The sequence below is a fragment of the Variovorax sp. KK3 genome, from assembly GCF_001984055.1.
Lineage (GTDB): Bacteria > Pseudomonadota > Gammaproteobacteria > Burkholderiales > Burkholderiaceae_C > Variovorax.
In genome coordinates this window covers 24,388-38,454 of record NZ_LYVO01000073.1, presented here as the reverse complement: position 1 = coordinate 38,454, position 14,067 = coordinate 24,388, and the positions used below count along the sequence as shown (strand labels likewise).

Here is a 14,067-nt window from a genome sequence, read left to right as displayed (position 1 = left end):
AGGCGCAGCGCGCGTTCGCCGAAGAGGCCCGCGAGCTTGTTCGCCAATGGATCGCGTTGCAGGCCTTCGAGCACGACCAGCTGATCGGCCGTGGCCAGTGCACCGCCCGCGAGCAACAAGTCTGTCGCATAGGCGGAGTTCGCAGCCCAGGCCAGCGCGACGCCGTTGAGCGCGCTCTCGGTGTCGAACCACTCCGAGCCCTTGCCCGCGAGCAGCGCATCGTTCACGCGCCGGGACCAGGCAAGACGCTCGTCGGGAAGCTCGGCAGCAGCCAGCGGCGCCAACTGCAGCGCGATCTCGACCAAGCGCCCCGCCAATGCATTGCGCGCAGTGCCGAAGCCGGTGCGGGCCAGCAGCGACTGCGCGGTGATCAGGTCCTGCGCCATGTCGAAGGCGATGTCGTCGGTGCCGGGCATGAAGCCGCCCACGCTGCGCGCCCAATTGCGCGTGGTCTCGAAACGAGGCGCGAATCCTGTGGCACCGGAGGCGGCCCACATGCCGCGTGCCACCTGCATCAACTGGGCGTAGGGCACCAGCACCACGGTGCGTGCCGGATGCACCTCGCGCTCGGCGAGCAGGCGCGCAATGCGGGCGATCAGGCCCTCGGCAGGGTCGCGCCAGAGGTCGTGCGCGGGGTGGGTTTCGGGGGGGTTCATCGAAGCTCGTTGTAGGGCTTTGGCTATCGCGGCCATAGCGCGTGGGCCGACCACGCCATCACTTGGTTTCTGTCACAATGGCCCGCACTTTAGCTGCACCCTCAATCAACGAGTCATCCAGCAAAGAAGGACACACCCATGGCCAGCGAACTCATCAAACACATCTCCGATTCTTCTTTCGAAGCCGACGTGCTCCAGTCCGGCAAGCCCGTGCTCGTGGACTACTGGGCCGAGTGGTGCGGTCCCTGCAAGATGATCGCGCCGATCCTCGACGAGGTCTCGGCCACGTACGAAGGCAAGCTGCAGATCGCCAAGATGAACGTCGACGAGAACCGCGACATCCCTGCCAAGTTCGGCATTCGCGGCATCCCGACCTTGATGTTGTTCAAGGATGGCCAACTGACGGCGACCAAGGTCGGCGCGATGAGCAAAGCCCAGCTGACGGCCTTCATCGACCAGCAGCTCGCCTGAGTGCAATCCCCAGGGCTGGCAGCGTGCAATGCGCTGGCAGCCCTTCTCGTTTTACTGTCATAATCCTCCGCAGTTCTCCGGCTCTTCTTTCTGGCAGCCGGATCGAGTTCCCCGGTTTGTGAGGCCTCCTCGCCTCTCCTCAAACCTCCCCCCTGGTTCTTTCCGACAGTTTCCCCGCACGGGGTCGTTCCATGCACTTAAACGAACTCAAGGCACTCCATGTGTCTGAAGTCTTCAAGCAGGCTGAAGCACTGGAGATCGAGAACACCGGCCGCATGCGCAAGCAGGAGCTGATGTTCGCCATCATCAAGAAGCGTGCGAAGGCCGGCGAGCAGGTCTTTGCCGACGGCGTGCTCGAGATCCTGCCGGACGGCTTCGGCTTCCTGCGCAGCCCCGACACCAGCTTCACCGCCAGCACCGACGACATCTACATCTCGCCGAGCCAGGTGCGCCGCTTCAACCTGCACACCGGCGACCTGATCGAGGGCGAAGTGCGCATCCCGAAGGACGGCGAGCGCTACTTCGCGCTGACCAAGCTCGACAAGGTGAATGGTGGCGCGCCCGAGGCGAACAAGCACAAGGTGATGTTCGAGAACCTGACGCCGCTGTTCCCCAAGGAGCTGATGCGCCTGGAGCGCGACAACTTCAAGGGCGAAGAGAACATCACGGGCCGCATCATCGACATCATCGCCCCCATCGGCAAGGGCCAGCGCGCCCTGCTCGTGGCGCCTCCCAAGAGCGGCAAGACGGTCATGATGCAGCACATGGCGCACGCGATCAGCGCCAACTACCCCGAGGTCCACATGATGGTGCTGCTCGTCGACGAGCGGCCCGAAGAAGTGACCGAAATGCAGCGCACCGTGCGTGGCGAGGTCATCGCCTCCACTTTCGACGAGCCGGCGGCCCGCCACGTGCACGTGGCCGAGATGGTCATCGAGCGCGCGAAGCGCCTGGTCGAGCTCAAGAAGGACGTGGTGATCCTGCTCGACTCGATCACCCGCCTGGCCCGCGCCTACAACAATGTGGTGCCCTCCTCCGGCAAGGTGCTGACTGGCGGTGTCGATTCCAACGCGCTGCAGCGGCCCAAGCGCTTCCTCGGCGCAGCGCGCAACGTAGAAGAAGGCGGCTCGCTGACCATCATCGGCACGGCGCTGATCGACACCGGCAGCCGCATGGACGAAGTGATCTTCGAAGAGTTCAAGGGCACCGGCAACTCCGAAATCCACCTGGACCGCCGCCTCTACGAGAAGCGCGTGTTCCCGTCGATCCAGCTGAACCGCAGCGGCACGCGCCGCGAAGAACTGCTGCTGCCGCCGGAGATCCTGCAGAAGACCCGCATCCTGCGCCAGCTCATGTACAACATGGACGAGATCGAGTCGATGGAGCTCATGCTGAAGAACATGAAGGCCACGAAGACCAACATCGAGTTCTTCGACATGATGCGCCGCGGGGGATAAGCTCTCCCCCAGGCTTCCCCACTTCGTGTGGTCCGCCAACCCCCTTCCGGGGCGACACCAGCGGCCCGGCGAAGCCGGTTCCGCGGCGTCTCCCGAACAGGCTTCGCTGCGCTTGCCGCGTGGTGTTTACCGGGTGCGCATTGCTTGACCCTGCTCGGCACTCAGGCGGCCGAGGTCCAGCAGTTCCATGAGCTCCACTGCTTGCTCGGGCGGTACCGGGTTCGGGCCTTTGCCCAGGATCGCGTCGCGCACCGCCGCGTAGTAGGCGACGTAGTTGCCGGCTTGCGTCGGCAGCTTGCGCATCCGGAAGCTGCCGTCGTTGGTCGCGATGGTGAGCTCGCCTTCCGACGCGTCGGCACCCCATTCTTCACCGCCGGGCCGCTGGCCTTCACGTAGCGCATCTTCCTGCGGATCGACCCCTCGCTTGATGTAGCTGCCGCGCGTGCCGTGCACGATGTAGCGCGGCGCGGCGTGGGCCGCGAGCGTGGTCGCGTGCAGCACCACGCGCAGCGGCGAAATCGCTCCCGTCTCGTAGCGCAGCACTGCGTGAAAGTAGTCCTCGACCAGCGCGCCGTCGCGCAAGATGGCGCTGTCGAGCTGCAGCGTGTCGGGTCGTCCGAAGAGTTGCACGGCCTGGTCGAGCAGGTGCGAACCCAGGTCCACCCACAGGCCGGCACCGGGCACCGGCTGCTCGCGCCAGCGCTCGCGGACCTGCGGGCGATAGCGGTCGAAATGGGATTCGAGGTAGACCGGACGGCCCATCTCGCCGCTGGCAAGCAACGCCTTCAACGTGAGGTAGTCCGAGTCGAAGCGTCGGTTCTGGTACACCGACAGCAGCCTCCCCTGTCGCTGTGCCAGCGTCGCGAGTTCTCTCGCCTGCGCCGCATCGAGGGTGAAGGGCTTGTCGACGACGACGTGCTTGCCGGCCGCGAGCGCGTCCCGCGCAACCGGATGATGCTGGGCGTTGGGCGTGGCGACCACGACCAGGTCGATGTCGGCGCGGCCCAGCAGCGCGGCCACGTCGGGCACCACGTCCACGCCGGGCCATTCCGCATGCACCTTGTGCGGCTGCGAGCTGGCCACCGCACCGAGTTGCAGGCCCGGCACGGCAGACAGCACGGGTGCATGGAAAGTCTGGCCGGCGAAGCCGAAGCCGACCAGTCCGGCGCGCAAAGGACGTGAGTTCATATGACAAAACGGCGCTGGCGCCCAAAGCTGGCAGTATGCGATAATCGCCGGCTTCGCGAAAAGTGCAGCCCGGCGCCCGGCCGGTGGAACGCATCTCCTGGCGTTCGAGCTTGTGGCTCTCGCATCGATCAAAGGAAAACACCATGGCTAAAGAAGGCATTCACCCGAACTACCGCGAGGTCCTCTTCGTCGACCTGTCGAACGGCTTCAAGTTCGTTACCCGTTCCTGCGTGAACACCAAGGAAATGGGCAAGACCGACGACGGCCGCGAGCTGCCGCTCTTCAAGCTCGACACCTCCAGCGAATCGCACCCGTTCTACACCGGCACCCAGAAGTCGGTGGACAACATGGGCGGTCGCGTCGAACGCTTCCGCAACCGCTTCGGCAAGACCGGCGGTGCCGCCTCCAAGTAAGGCAGGCGCTTCCGAGTCGAGGGCAGCCCGGTTTACCGCGCTGCCCTTTTTGTTTCAGCCCTCTCCCGCTTTCCTCTTCCGTTGAACCAGCCGACGCCAGCCATCGTTGCCCAGGGTGCCGTGCGCCGCTTGCCGCGCATCGCGCTGATCCTGCTGTGCGTGGCGTACCTGATGCCCGGGCTGCTGGGGCGCGGCCCGTGGAAGAGCGCCGACATCGCCGCGTTCGGCTACATGGCCGAACTGGCCCGCAGCACCGAAGGCCTCTCGCGCTGGCTCGACCCGACGCTGCTCGGGCTGCGCCCCGAAACCCCGGCCCTGATTCCCTATTGGATCGGCGCCTGGGCCATCAAGATCGCGCCGGTGTGGATCAACCCCGACCTGGCGGTTCGCATCGCCTTCGCGTTGCTGCTGTGGGGCACCCTCGCCTCCACCTGGTATGCGGTGTACTACCTGGCCCGGACCACCCAGGCGCAACCCGTCGCCTTCGCCTTCGGTGGCGAGGCCCGCCCCACCGATTACGCCCGAGCCATCGCCGACGGCGCCCTGCTCGCGCTGATCGCCAGCCTGGGCCTGGCCCAGTTGGGGCATGAAACGACGCCCGCGCTGGCCCAGCTGTTCTTCGCCTCCCAGCTGTTCTACGGCGTCGCCGCGCTGCCTTACCACCGCCTCGCCCCCTCCATCGCCTTGGTGGTCGGCGCGTGCGGCATGACATTGAGCGGTGGCCCCACCGTGGGCCTGGCGCTGGGCACCGGCTGCGTCGTCTTCCTGGCGCTGGACCGCCGCCGACGCGCGCGCGACGATGTCTCGGACGACGAGCCGGGCTACGGCATCGGCGCCATCGCCGCCATCTTCGGCGCCACCCTGCTGGCCGGGCTGCTGGCGGCTTGGCTCGATCTGCTGCAATGGAAGATCCAGTTGCCCGGCAGCCTGCCCGGCCAATCGGTGCGCAGCGAACTGCGCAGCCAGGCCAAGCTGCTGCTGTGGTTCACCTGGCCCGCCTGGCCGCTGGCCGTGTGGACGCTCTGGCGCTGGCGCCGGCAGCTCGGGGCGCGCCACGTCGCGCTGCCGCTGTGGTTCGCCCTGGTGCCGCTGGCCGCCACCTGGACCACCAATTTCTCCGAGCGTTCGCTGCTGCTGGCGCTGCCTGCCTTCGCCACCCTGGCCGCCTTCGCGCTGCCCACCTTCCGGCGTAGCGTGGCAGCGCTGGTCGACTGGTTCACCCTGCTTTTCTTCAGCGGCACGGCCATCCTGATCTGGGTGATCTGGATCGCCATGCAGACCGGCTTTCCGGCCAAGACCGCGGCCAACGTGGCCAAGCTGGCGCCGGGCTTCGTCCCGCATTTCTCGATCACCGCCCTCGTGTTCGCCATCGTCGCCACGATCGCCTGGGCCTGGCTGGTGCGCTGGCGCACCGGCCGGCACCGCGCCGCGCTCTGGAAGACGCTCGTGCTGCCGGGCGGAGGCGCGGCTCTGTGCTGGATGCTGCTGATGACGCTGTGGCTGCCCGTGCTGGATTACGCGCGCAGCTATGCGCCGCAGGTGCGCGCCATCGTCGATCGGGTCGGCCAACCCGCCTGCATGTCGGAACTGGCCCTGAGCCGGCCGCACATCGCCGCGCTGCGCCATCACGGACAGATCAACCTGCAACCCCTGCTGGGCGGCCCTGCCTGCCCCTGGATGGTGGTGAGCCCCGAAGCCATCGGGCGCCTGCACACGCTCGTCAACCTCGAGAGCTGGAGCCTGATCGGCACCCTGCGCCGCCCCACCAGCCCCAGCGACGACCTGTTGCTCTACCAGCGAAGAACCGGGTCTTGACGAGCGAGCGGCGGATCATCGCCAGGCACGCGGGCACCGTCCTGGCCGGCCAGCTGGCCGTGATGGCCTTCGGTGTCACCGACACCATCGTGGCCGGCCGCTACGCCGAAGGCGCGCTCGCGGCGCTGTCGGTGGGCTCGGCGATCTTCATCAGCGTCTTCGTCTCGCTCATGGGCCTGGTGCAGGCGCTGCTGCCGGTCTGGGCCGAGCTGCATGGCGGCCAGCGCACCAACGAGGTCGGCCGTTCGGTTAGGCAGTCGCTCTACATCGTGCTGCTGGCCACGGTGCTCGGCATGGCGATCCTGCTTTTTCCGGCGCCATTGCTGCGCTGGGCCGAGGTGCCGCAGGCGATGCGCGGCGACGTCGAGGCCTACTTGCAGGTACTGGCCTTCGCGCTGCCGCCGGCCCTGTTGTTCCGCCTGTTCAGCACGCTCAACCAGAGCCTCGGCCGGCCGCAGCTGGTCACCTGGCTGCAGGTGGGCTCGCTCGTGCTCAAGCTGCCCCTGACGATCTGGCTGGCATTCGGCGGCGCCGGCGTGCCAGCGATGGGACTGGTCGGTTGCGGCTGGGCGACCCTGGTCGTGAACTGGAGCCTGCTGGCCTGCGCCGTCTGGCTGCTGCGCAACGAATCCTTCTACCGCGACTACCGCCTGTGGCAGCGCATCGAAGCACCCGACTGGAAGCAGCTCAGGCAGTTCGCCCGGCTGGGCATTCCGGCCGGCCTGGCGGTGCTGGTGGAGGTCACCTCGTTCACCCTGATGGCGCTCTTCATCGCGCGCCTGGGCACGGCCGCGTCCGCCGCCCACCAGATCGCGGCCAACCTCACCGCCGTGGCCTACATGGTGCCGCTGTCGCTGTCGATCGCCACCAGCGCGCGCGTCAGCTTCTGGCTCGGCGCAGGCGACCCGACGCTGGCACGGCGTGCCTGCGCCCGCGGCTTCGAACTCGCCCTGCTTTGCGCGCTGGTGCTGGCCGCCGTCATGGTCCTGTTCCGACAGCCGCTCGCCGGCACCTATTCGAGCAATCCCGACGTGGTCGCCCTCGGCGCGACCCTGCTGATGGCGACCGCGCTCTACCACCTCGCGGATGCGGTGCAGACCCTGTGCGTGTTCGTGCTGCGCTGCTACCGCGTCACCGTGATGCCGCTGGTGCTTTACTGCACCCTGCTGTGGGGGGTGGGGCTGGGCGGCAGCTACCTGCTGGCCTACCGGGGCATCGGACCGTGGCCGGCCATGCAGTCGCCGCTGGCCTTCTGGCTGATGAGCAGCCTGGCCCTGCTGCTGGCCGCGCTGCTGCTGACGCTCTTGCTGGTGACGACGCTCAGGCGGCAGCAGCGACGCTCATCTGCGGCGCCTGCCGCAGCCGCGTGACCGGAAACACCAGCGCGAAACGCGATCCCTTGCCGACGACGCTGTCGATGCGCAGCTCGGCCCCGTGGCGCTGCGCCACGTGCTTCACGATCGCCAGGCCCAGTCCCGTGCCGCCGGTTTCCCGCGAGCGGCTGCGATCGATGCGATAGAAGCGCTCGGTCAGCCGCGGAACGTGCTCGGCCGCGATGCCCGGGCCGCTGTCGCGCACCGCGTACTCCCCACGGCCGTCGGGCAGCAGGCGCCAGCTCACGGCCACCTCGCCCCCGCCCGGCGTGTAACGGATGGCATTGCTCAGCAGGTTCGACATCGCACTCTGCAGCTCGGTGGCCGCGCCGGCGATCTCGGAATCGTCTTCCATCGAGAAGCTCAGCCGGTGCCCCTGCGCATGGAGGCGGCTCGACAGGCCGCGGCCCTCGTCCTCGCATTGCGCCATCAGGGCGCGCATGCGGGTCCAGCGGGTGGCCGGCGGCGCCGCGCTGCCTTCGAGGCGCGACAAGGTCAGCAAGTCGTTGACCAGCGTCTCCATGCGATGCGACTGCTGGCTCATCAGCATGAGGTAGCGCGACCGCTCCTGCGCATCGAGCGGCAGGTTCTGCAGCGTCTCGACGAAGCCGGCCAGCACCGTCAGCGGCGTGCGGATCTCGTGCGAGACGTTGGCGACGAAGTCGCGCCGCATCGCCTCGGCCTGTTCGAGCGACGTGATGTCGCGCGTCAGCAGCATGCGGCGGTTGCCGGCATAGGGATGCACCTGCACCGACAGCCGGACGACGTGCCCGCGGTGCGATTGCAGCTTCGAGGGCGCGTCGATCACCACGTCGCGGCTGTAGTTCCAAGAGGCCAGATAGGCCACGAAGGCCGGGTCGCGCACGAGGTTGGCCAGGTGCTGCAGCAGGTCACGCTCGGCGTCGATGCCGAACTGGCCGGCCGCCGTCTGGTTGCACCACTCGATGCGGCCCTGCTCGTCGAGCAGCACCACGCCGTTGGGCGAGGCCTGGATGGCGGCCAGGAATTCCTGCAGCCGGTCTTCGGCCTGCCGGGTCTGCTGCTCGCGCGTGCGCAACAGCTTGCGGATGCGCTCGGCCATTTCGCCCCACACGCCCGGGCCGCGCGACGGCAAGCCGGCGGCATCGTTGCGCAGCACGCGCAGCAAGCGCTGGGCACGCAGCGCGTCCACGATGAGCCACGCCACCGCGCCGAGCCAGGCGCCCAGCCACAGGTAATGCAGGCCGGCCAATGCCGCGACGAGAGCGCCTCCGAGTCCGGAGGCCAGCAAAAAGGTAGTGATACGAAACGGCATGCCCGCCCATTGTGCCGCCGGCCCTCGGCCGGCGCGCGCCTCAAACCGCGACCTGGGCCGTGAGCCTGTAGCCCGCGCCGCGCACCGTCTCGACCATCAGCGCGGCCGGACCGAGCGATTCGCGCAGGCGCTTGACGTGCACGTCGACCGTTCGCTCCTCGATGTAGACGTGGTCGCCCCAGACCTTGTCCAGCAGCTGGGCGCGGCTGTGCACGCGCTCGGCATGCTGCATCAGGTAGCCGAGCAGCTTGAACTCGGTCGGGCCCACCTTGAGCGGTGCGCCCTGCCAAGTCACGCGGTGCGTGGCCGTGTCGAGCGCCAGCTCGCCGATCTCGACGCGCTCGGTCACCACCTCCGGCGCACGGCGCCGCAGCACGGCGCGGATGCGCGCCAGCATCTCCTGCGTCGAGAAAGGCTTGGTGATGTAGTCGTCGGCACCGGCGTCGAGGCCCGCCACCTTGTCGGGCTCGTCGCCGCGCGCGGTCAGCATCAGGATCGGGATGGCCTTGGTGCGCGGGTCTTTGCGCCATTGGCGCGCCAGTTGCAGTCCGCTCTGGCCGGGCAGCATCCAGTCGAGCAGCACCAGATCGGGCAGGAAGGCGTCGATCTCGCGCTGGGCCGAGTCGCCGTCTTCCGCCCAGATCGGCTCGAAGCCGTTGTGGCGCAGGTTGACGGCGATCAGCTCGGCGATCGAGGACTCGTCTTCGACGATCAGGACTCTGGGTTTTTTCATTGAGCGATCGGGAGCCTACTGCAATGCGGATTCGATTTCCTGCATGGACGTGTGGCGAACGTCGGCACCCTTGACGATGTAGATGATGAACTCGGCGATGTTCTTCGCATGGTCACCGATCCGCTCGATGGCCTTGGCCAGGAACAGCAGGTCGAGACTGGCGGAGATCGTGCGCGGATCTTCCATCATGTAGGTGACCAGCTTGCGCACGAAGCCGTCGAATTCCTTGTCGATCAGGTCGTCGTCCTTGAGGATCGACACCGCCGCCGCCGTGTCCAGGCGCGCGAAGGCGTCGAGCGCCTTGCGCAGCAGGCCCGACGCCAGGTCGGACGCGATGCGCAGCTCGGTGGAAGGCAGGGCCCGTGCCGAACCGCTTTCGATGATCGACTTGACCATGCGAGCGATCTTGTTGGCCTCGTCGCCCACGCGCTCGAGGTTGGCGGTGGTCTTGGAGATGGCGATCAACAGGCGCAGGTCCCGCGCGGTCGGCTGGCGCCGCGCGATGATCGACGACAGCTCGCGGTCGATCTCGATTTCCATCGCGTTGACGCGAACCTCGGTCTCGATCACGCGGTCGGCCGCGTCGGTGTCGAACTGGGCAAGCGCATACACGGCCTGGTTGATCTGCGACTCGACCATGCCGCCGAGTTCCATCACGCGCGAAGAGACCGTGTTCAGCTCGCTGTCGAACTGGCTGGAGAGGTGTTTTTCGGTCATGTCGCTCCTTTCAGCCGAAACGGCCGGTGATGTAGTCCTCGGTTTCCTTGCGCTTCGGCTTGAAGAACAGCTCTTCGGTGGCGCCGAACTCGATCAGGTCCCCCAGGTACATGTAGGCGGTGTAGTCGCTGCAACGGGCCGCCTGCTGCATGTTATGCGTCACGATGACCACGGTGTATTCGTTCTTGAGCTCGGCGATCAGTTCCTCGATCTTGGCGGTCGAGATCGGGTCCAGCGCCGAGCAGGGTTCGTCGAGCAGCAGCACTTCGGGCTTGATCGCGATGCCGCGCGCGATGCACAGGCGCTGCTGCTGGCCACCCGAGAGGCCGGAGCCGCTCTGCTGCAGCTTGTCGCGCACTTCGGTCCACAGCGCGGCCTTCTTGAGCGCCCACTCCACGCGGTCGTCCATCTCGGAAGCGCTCAGGTTCTCGAACAGCTTCACGCCGAAGGCGATGTTGTCATAGATCGACATCGGAAACGGCGTGGGCTTCTGGAACACCATGCCGACCTTGGCGCGAATCAGCGCCACGTCCTGCTTGGAGGTCAGCAGGTTCTCGCCGTCCAGCGAGATCACGCCTTCGGCGCGCTGCTCGGGGTACAGCTCGAACATGCGGTTGAAGGTGCGCAGCAGGGTCGACTTGCCGCAGCCCGACGGGCCGATGAAGGCCGTGACCTTGTTCTCGGGGATCTCGAGGTTGATGCCCTTGAGGGCGTGGAACTTGCCGTAGTAGAAGTTCAGGTCCTTGACCGAGATCTTCGCGCGTTCCGCTTTTGCGACGGTGGTGTTTGCCATGGTTGTCAGAGTTTGTTGCGCGTCACGACGCGGGCCAGGATGTTGAGCGCCAGCACGGCGACGGTGATCAGGAACACACCGGCCCAGGCCAGCTGTTGCCAGTTCTCGTAAGGGCTCATCGCGAACTTGAAGATGGTCACCGGCAGGCTGGCCATCGGCTGGGTCATGTCGGCGGTCCAGAACTGGTTGTTGAGCGCGGTGAAGAGCAGCGGTGCCGTCTCGCCGGCGATGCGCGCCACGGCCAGCAGCACGCCCGTGACCACCCCGGCGCGGGCAGCGCGCAGCGTGATGCTCATGATGACGCGCCACTTCGGCGTGCCCAGCGCGTAGGCGGCCTCGCGCAGGCCCGGTGGCACCAGTTGCAGCATGTTCTCGGTGGTGCGAATCACCACCGGGATCACGATCAACGCCAGCGCCAGCGCACCGGCCAGGCCGGAGAAGCTCTTGAAGTAGGCCACCGCGATCGCGTAGACGAACAAGCCGATCACGATCGAGGGCGCCGACAGCAGGATGTCGTTGACGAAACGCGTCACGCTCGCGAGCCAGCCCTTCGGGTTGTACTCGGCCAGGTAGATGCCGGCCATGATCCCGATCGGCGTGCCGACGAAGGTGGCCAGCAGCACCATCGCCAGCGAGCCGAAGATCGCGTTGGCGATGCCGCCCGCCTCGTTGGGCGGAGGCGTCATCTCGGTGAAGGTGGCGATCGCCAGTCCGCCCACGCCCAGGCGCAGCGTTTCCCAGAGAATCCACACGAGCCAGAAAACGCCGAAGGCCATCGCGGCCAGCGACAGCGACAGTGCGATGACGTTGATGCGCTTGCGCGTCGCGAAGCGCGCCGCGCGGGTTTCGTTGAGCGCCTTGGTGCTCAACAGTTGCTCGGCTGTGGTCATAGATAAACCTCCGCGCTGCGCGCTGCGATATTCGCCTTGTGAGCGGGCCTGCGGCTCATGACTTCTTGCCCTCGCTCTTCTGCATCTGCTGCAGCAGCAGCTTCGACAGCGATAGCACCACGAAGGTGATGAAGAACAGCACCAGGCCCAGGTACATCAGCGAAGCCTGGTGCAGGCCCGCGCCGGCTTCGGCGAACTCGTTGGCCAGCACCGAGGTGATGCTGTTGGCCGCCTCGAACACCGAGAGCGAATTCAGCTGGTTGGTGTTGCCGATCACGAAGGTGACGGCCATCGTCTCGCCCAGCGCACGGCCCAGGCCGAGCATGATGCCGCCGATGACGCCGGCCTTGGTGTAGGGCAGCACCACCTTCGACACCACTTCCCAGGTGGTGGAGCCGAGCCCGTAGGCCGACTCCTTGAGCAGCGGCGGCGTGACCTCGAACACGTCGCGCATCACCGAGGCGATGAACGGAATGATCATGATCGCCAGGATGATGCCGGCCGACAGGATGCCGATGCCTACCGGCGGGCCGGACACCAGCGCGCCCAGGTAGGGCACGCCTTCGAACAGCTTCTGCAGCGGCTGCTGCACGTAGGTGGACAGAATCGGACCGAACACCAGCAGACCCCACATGCCGTAGACGATCGACGGCACGGCGGCGAGCAGTTCGATGGCGGTGCCGAGCGGCCGCTTGAGCCAGGCCGGCGACATCTCGGTCAGGAAGAGCGCGATGCCGAAGCTCACCGGCACCGCGATGATCAGCGCGATCAGCGACGTGGCGAGCGTGCCGTAGATCATCACCAGGCCGCCGTACTCGTTCTGTACCGGGTCCCAGGTGCTGCTCGTGAGGAAGCCGAGGCCGAACTTCGCGATGGCGGGCCAGGCGCCGGCGAACAGCGACAGCAGGATGCCGATGAGCAGCGCCAGCGTCAGCAGCGCTGCGCCCTTGGCGGCCCAGCCGAACAGGCGATCGGCGGTGGCGCCGGTGCGCGGCTTGCGCACGGGCGGCGGACTCAGGGTGGCGTGCGAGCCCTCGGCCTGCAGGTCGAGGGGATTGGCGCCAGCGGGGAAAGTGGATGACACAGGTCGCTCCGAAGGCGGCGCGTTGTCGAGCGGAGTGCTCATGCGCGCCGGTCCGCTTTACTTGAAGGCGACGGGCTTGCCCGACGTGTCCTTGATGTCGCCCCAGGCGGTGGCGATGGCGCCCTTGACCTTCTCGGGCATCGGCACGTAGTCGAGGTCGCCGGCGGTCTTGTCGCCGTTCTTGTAGGCCCAGTCGAAGAACTTGAGCGTCGTGGTGGCCTGGGCCGGCTTGTCCTGGCTCTTGTGCATCAGGATGAAGGTGGCGCCGGTGATGGGCCACGAATCCTTGCCGGGCTGGTTGGTCAGCACCTGGTAGAAGGTCTTGGACCAGTCGGCGCCGGCCGCGGCGGCCTTGAAGGCATCGTCGTCCGGGTTGACGAAGCTGCCCGAGGCGTTCTGCATCTGGGTGAACGTCATCTTGTTCTGCTTGACGTACGCGTATTCGACGTAGCCGATCGAGTTCGGCAGCTTGCTCACGAACTGGGCCACGCCTTCATTGCCCTTGCCGCCTGCGCCGGTGGGCCAGTTGACCGCCGTGCCGTCACCGACCTTGGCCTTCCAGTCGGGGTTGGCCTTGCTCAGGTAGTTGGTGAACAGGAAGGTGGTGCCGGAGCCATCGGCGCGGCGCACCGGGGCGATGGTGGCGTCGGGCAGCGTGAGCGAAGCGTTGATGGCCTTGATGGCCGGGTCGTTCCACTTGGTGATCTTGCCCAGGTAGATGTCGCCGAGCACCTGGCCGTTGAGCTTGAGTTCGCCGGGCTTGATGCCCTGGATGTTCACGACGGGAATCACGCCGCCGATGACGGTCGGGAACTGCAGCAGGCCCTTGCTCTTGAGTTCCTCGTCGGTCAGGGGCATGTCGGAGGCGCCGAAATCGACGGTCTTGGCATCGATCTGCTTGAGGCCGGCGCCCGAACCGACCGACTGGTAGTTGATCTTGGCGCCGGTGGCCTTGTTGAAGTCGGCGGCCCACTTGGAGTACAGCGGCGCTGGGAAGCTTGCGCCGGCACCGGTGGCGTCCTGCGCGAAGGCGGGAACTTGGGCCAGGGCCGCGGCAAACAGGCCGGCGGCTGCAAACTTGAACGTCGTTTTCATGAAGCTTCCTTCTGGATATGCAAACAACCCCGTCTTGGGGACTTGGCCGCGACTCTAGGAAGCTTGTGTGACATCGATATGACACCCC

The 14,067-nt window shown here is 66.8% G+C and carries 13 protein-coding genes and 1 pseudogene; 5 read left to right on the top strand and 9 right to left on the bottom strand.

What is annotated here, in order from left to right:
* Positions 1-656, bottom strand: a pseudogene (locus B0W80_RS26920) (PD-(D/E)XK nuclease family protein); the annotation flags it as partial.
* 138 nt (positions 657-794) lie between these two features.
* Between B0W80_RS26920 and trxA the strand changes: the two are divergent.
* The gene (gene trxA, locus B0W80_RS26915) at positions 795-1,127 is read left to right on the top strand and encodes a thioredoxin TrxA (protein ID WP_077002224.1); all 333 of its coding nucleotides are present in this window, start codon (positions 795-797) and stop codon (positions 1,125-1,127) included.
* A gap of 191 nt (positions 1,128-1,318) precedes the next feature.
* A complete protein-coding gene (rho, locus tag B0W80_RS26910; protein WP_077002223.1) occupies positions 1,319-2,584 on the top strand; it encodes a transcription termination factor Rho in 1,266 nt (421 codons plus the stop codon).
* Positions 2,585-2,710: 126 nt separating this feature from the next.
* Here rho and B0W80_RS26905 read toward each other — a convergent pair whose 3' ends face one another.
* On the bottom strand, positions 2,711-3,772 hold the full coding sequence (locus B0W80_RS26905; RefSeq protein ID WP_077002222.1) for an oxidoreductase: 1,062 nt from the start codon (positions 3,770-3,772) through the stop codon (positions 2,711-2,713).
* Between the two features lie 143 nt (positions 3,773-3,915).
* Between B0W80_RS26905 and B0W80_RS26900 the strand changes: the two genes are divergently transcribed.
* The 3 genes from B0W80_RS26900 to B0W80_RS26890 all read left to right on the top strand — a co-directional run bounded on the left by B0W80_RS26900 (position 3,916) and on the right by B0W80_RS26890 (position 7,370).
* Positions 3,916-4,185 carry a type B 50S ribosomal protein L31 gene (locus B0W80_RS26900; protein ID WP_077002221.1) on the top strand — a complete coding sequence of 90 codons (270 nt, stop codon included), beginning with the start codon at positions 3,916-3,918 and terminating at the stop codon, positions 4,183-4,185.
* A gap of 81 nt (positions 4,186-4,266) precedes the next feature.
* Positions 4,267-6,000 (top strand): hypothetical protein, encoded by a 1,734-nt coding sequence (locus B0W80_RS26895; RefSeq protein WP_077002220.1) that lies wholly within the window; start codon positions 4,267-4,269, stop codon positions 5,998-6,000.
* A complete protein-coding gene (locus B0W80_RS26890) occupies positions 5,997-7,370 on the top strand; it encodes an MATE family efflux transporter (RefSeq protein WP_077002219.1) in 1,374 nt (457 codons plus the stop codon). Before B0W80_RS26895 ends, B0W80_RS26890 begins: the two co-directional genes overlap by 4 nt.
* On the opposite strand, the gene phoR is transcribed toward B0W80_RS26890, so the two are convergent.
* Genes phoR through pstS form a run of 7 tightly spaced genes read right to left on the bottom strand, consistent with a single transcriptional unit; the run spans position 7,321 to position 13,979 of the window.
* Complete coding sequence (gene phoR / locus B0W80_RS26885; protein WP_077002218.1) at positions 7,321-8,667, bottom strand: phosphate regulon sensor histidine kinase PhoR; 1,347 nt, start codon at positions 8,665-8,667, stop codon at positions 7,321-7,323. The two genes, B0W80_RS26890 and phoR, sit on opposite strands and share 50 nt — an antisense overlap.
* Before the next feature lie 40 nt (positions 8,668-8,707).
* Positions 8,708-9,400, bottom strand: a complete 693-nt coding sequence (gene phoB / locus B0W80_RS26880) for a phosphate regulon transcriptional regulator PhoB (RefSeq protein ID WP_077002217.1) — start codon at positions 9,398-9,400, stop codon at positions 8,708-8,710.
* A gap of 15 nt (positions 9,401-9,415) precedes the next feature.
* Positions 9,416-10,117, bottom strand: coding sequence for a phosphate signaling complex protein PhoU (gene phoU / locus B0W80_RS26875; protein WP_077002216.1), 702 nt, complete (start codon positions 10,115-10,117; stop codon positions 9,416-9,418).
* Between the two features lie 10 nt (positions 10,118-10,127).
* Positions 10,128-10,910, bottom strand: coding sequence for a phosphate ABC transporter ATP-binding protein PstB (gene pstB / locus B0W80_RS26870; protein WP_077002215.1), 783 nt, complete (start codon positions 10,908-10,910; stop codon positions 10,128-10,130).
* Between the two features lie 5 nt (positions 10,911-10,915).
* The gene (gene pstA / locus B0W80_RS26865) at positions 10,916-11,800 is read right to left on the bottom strand and encodes a phosphate ABC transporter permease PstA (RefSeq protein WP_077002214.1); all 885 of its coding nucleotides are present in this window, start codon (positions 11,798-11,800) and stop codon (positions 10,916-10,918) included.
* A 55-nt stretch (positions 11,801-11,855) separates the two neighbouring features.
* Positions 11,856-12,926: a phosphate ABC transporter permease subunit PstC gene (gene pstC, locus B0W80_RS26860; protein ID WP_083745658.1), complete on the bottom strand. Its 1,071-nt coding sequence runs from the start codon at positions 12,924-12,926 to the stop codon at positions 11,856-11,858.
* Between the two features lie 15 nt (positions 12,927-12,941).
* Positions 12,942-13,979, bottom strand: a complete 1,038-nt coding sequence (pstS, locus tag B0W80_RS26855) for a phosphate ABC transporter substrate-binding protein PstS (protein WP_077002213.1) — start codon at positions 13,977-13,979, stop codon at positions 12,942-12,944.
* Positions 13,980-14,067 lie beyond the last annotated feature (88 nt).

What these genes read in the sequence shown, in the direction of transcription:
- trxA (WP_077002224.1), top strand. Translation starts at nt 795, where the DNA reads ATGGCCAGCGAACTCATCAAACACATCTCCGATTCTTCTTTCGAAGCC.
- rho (WP_077002223.1), top strand. Translation starts at nt 1,319, where the DNA reads ATGCACTTAAACGAACTCAAGGCACTCCATGTGTCTGAAGTCTTCAAG.
- B0W80_RS26905 (WP_077002222.1), bottom strand. Translation starts at nt 3,772, where the DNA reads ATGAACTCACGTCCTTTGCGCGCCGGACTGGTCGGCTTCGGCTTCGCC.
- B0W80_RS26900 (WP_077002221.1), top strand. Translation starts at nt 3,916, where the DNA reads ATGGCTAAAGAAGGCATTCACCCGAACTACCGCGAGGTCCTCTTCGTC.
- phoR (WP_077002218.1), bottom strand. Translation starts at nt 8,667, where the DNA reads ATGCCGTTTCGTATCACTACCTTTTTGCTGGCCTCCGGACTCGGAGGC.
- phoB (WP_077002217.1), bottom strand. Translation starts at nt 9,400, where the DNA reads ATGAAAAAACCCAGAGTCCTGATCGTCGAAGACGAGTCCTCGATCGCC.
- phoU (WP_077002216.1), bottom strand. Translation starts at nt 10,117, where the DNA reads ATGACCGAAAAACACCTCTCCAGCCAGTTCGACAGCGAGCTGAACACG.
- pstB (WP_077002215.1), bottom strand. Translation starts at nt 10,910, where the DNA reads ATGGCAAACACCACCGTCGCAAAAGCGGAACGCGCGAAGATCTCGGTC.
- pstA (WP_077002214.1), bottom strand. Translation starts at nt 11,800, where the DNA reads ATGACCACAGCCGAGCAACTGTTGAGCACCAAGGCGCTCAACGAAACC.
- pstC (WP_083745658.1), bottom strand. Translation starts at nt 12,926, where the DNA reads ATGAGCACTCCGCTCGACAACGCGCCGCCTTCGGAGCGACCTGTGTCA.
- pstS (WP_077002213.1), bottom strand. Translation starts at nt 13,979, where the DNA reads ATGAAAACGACGTTCAAGTTTGCAGCCGCCGGCCTGTTTGCCGCGGCC.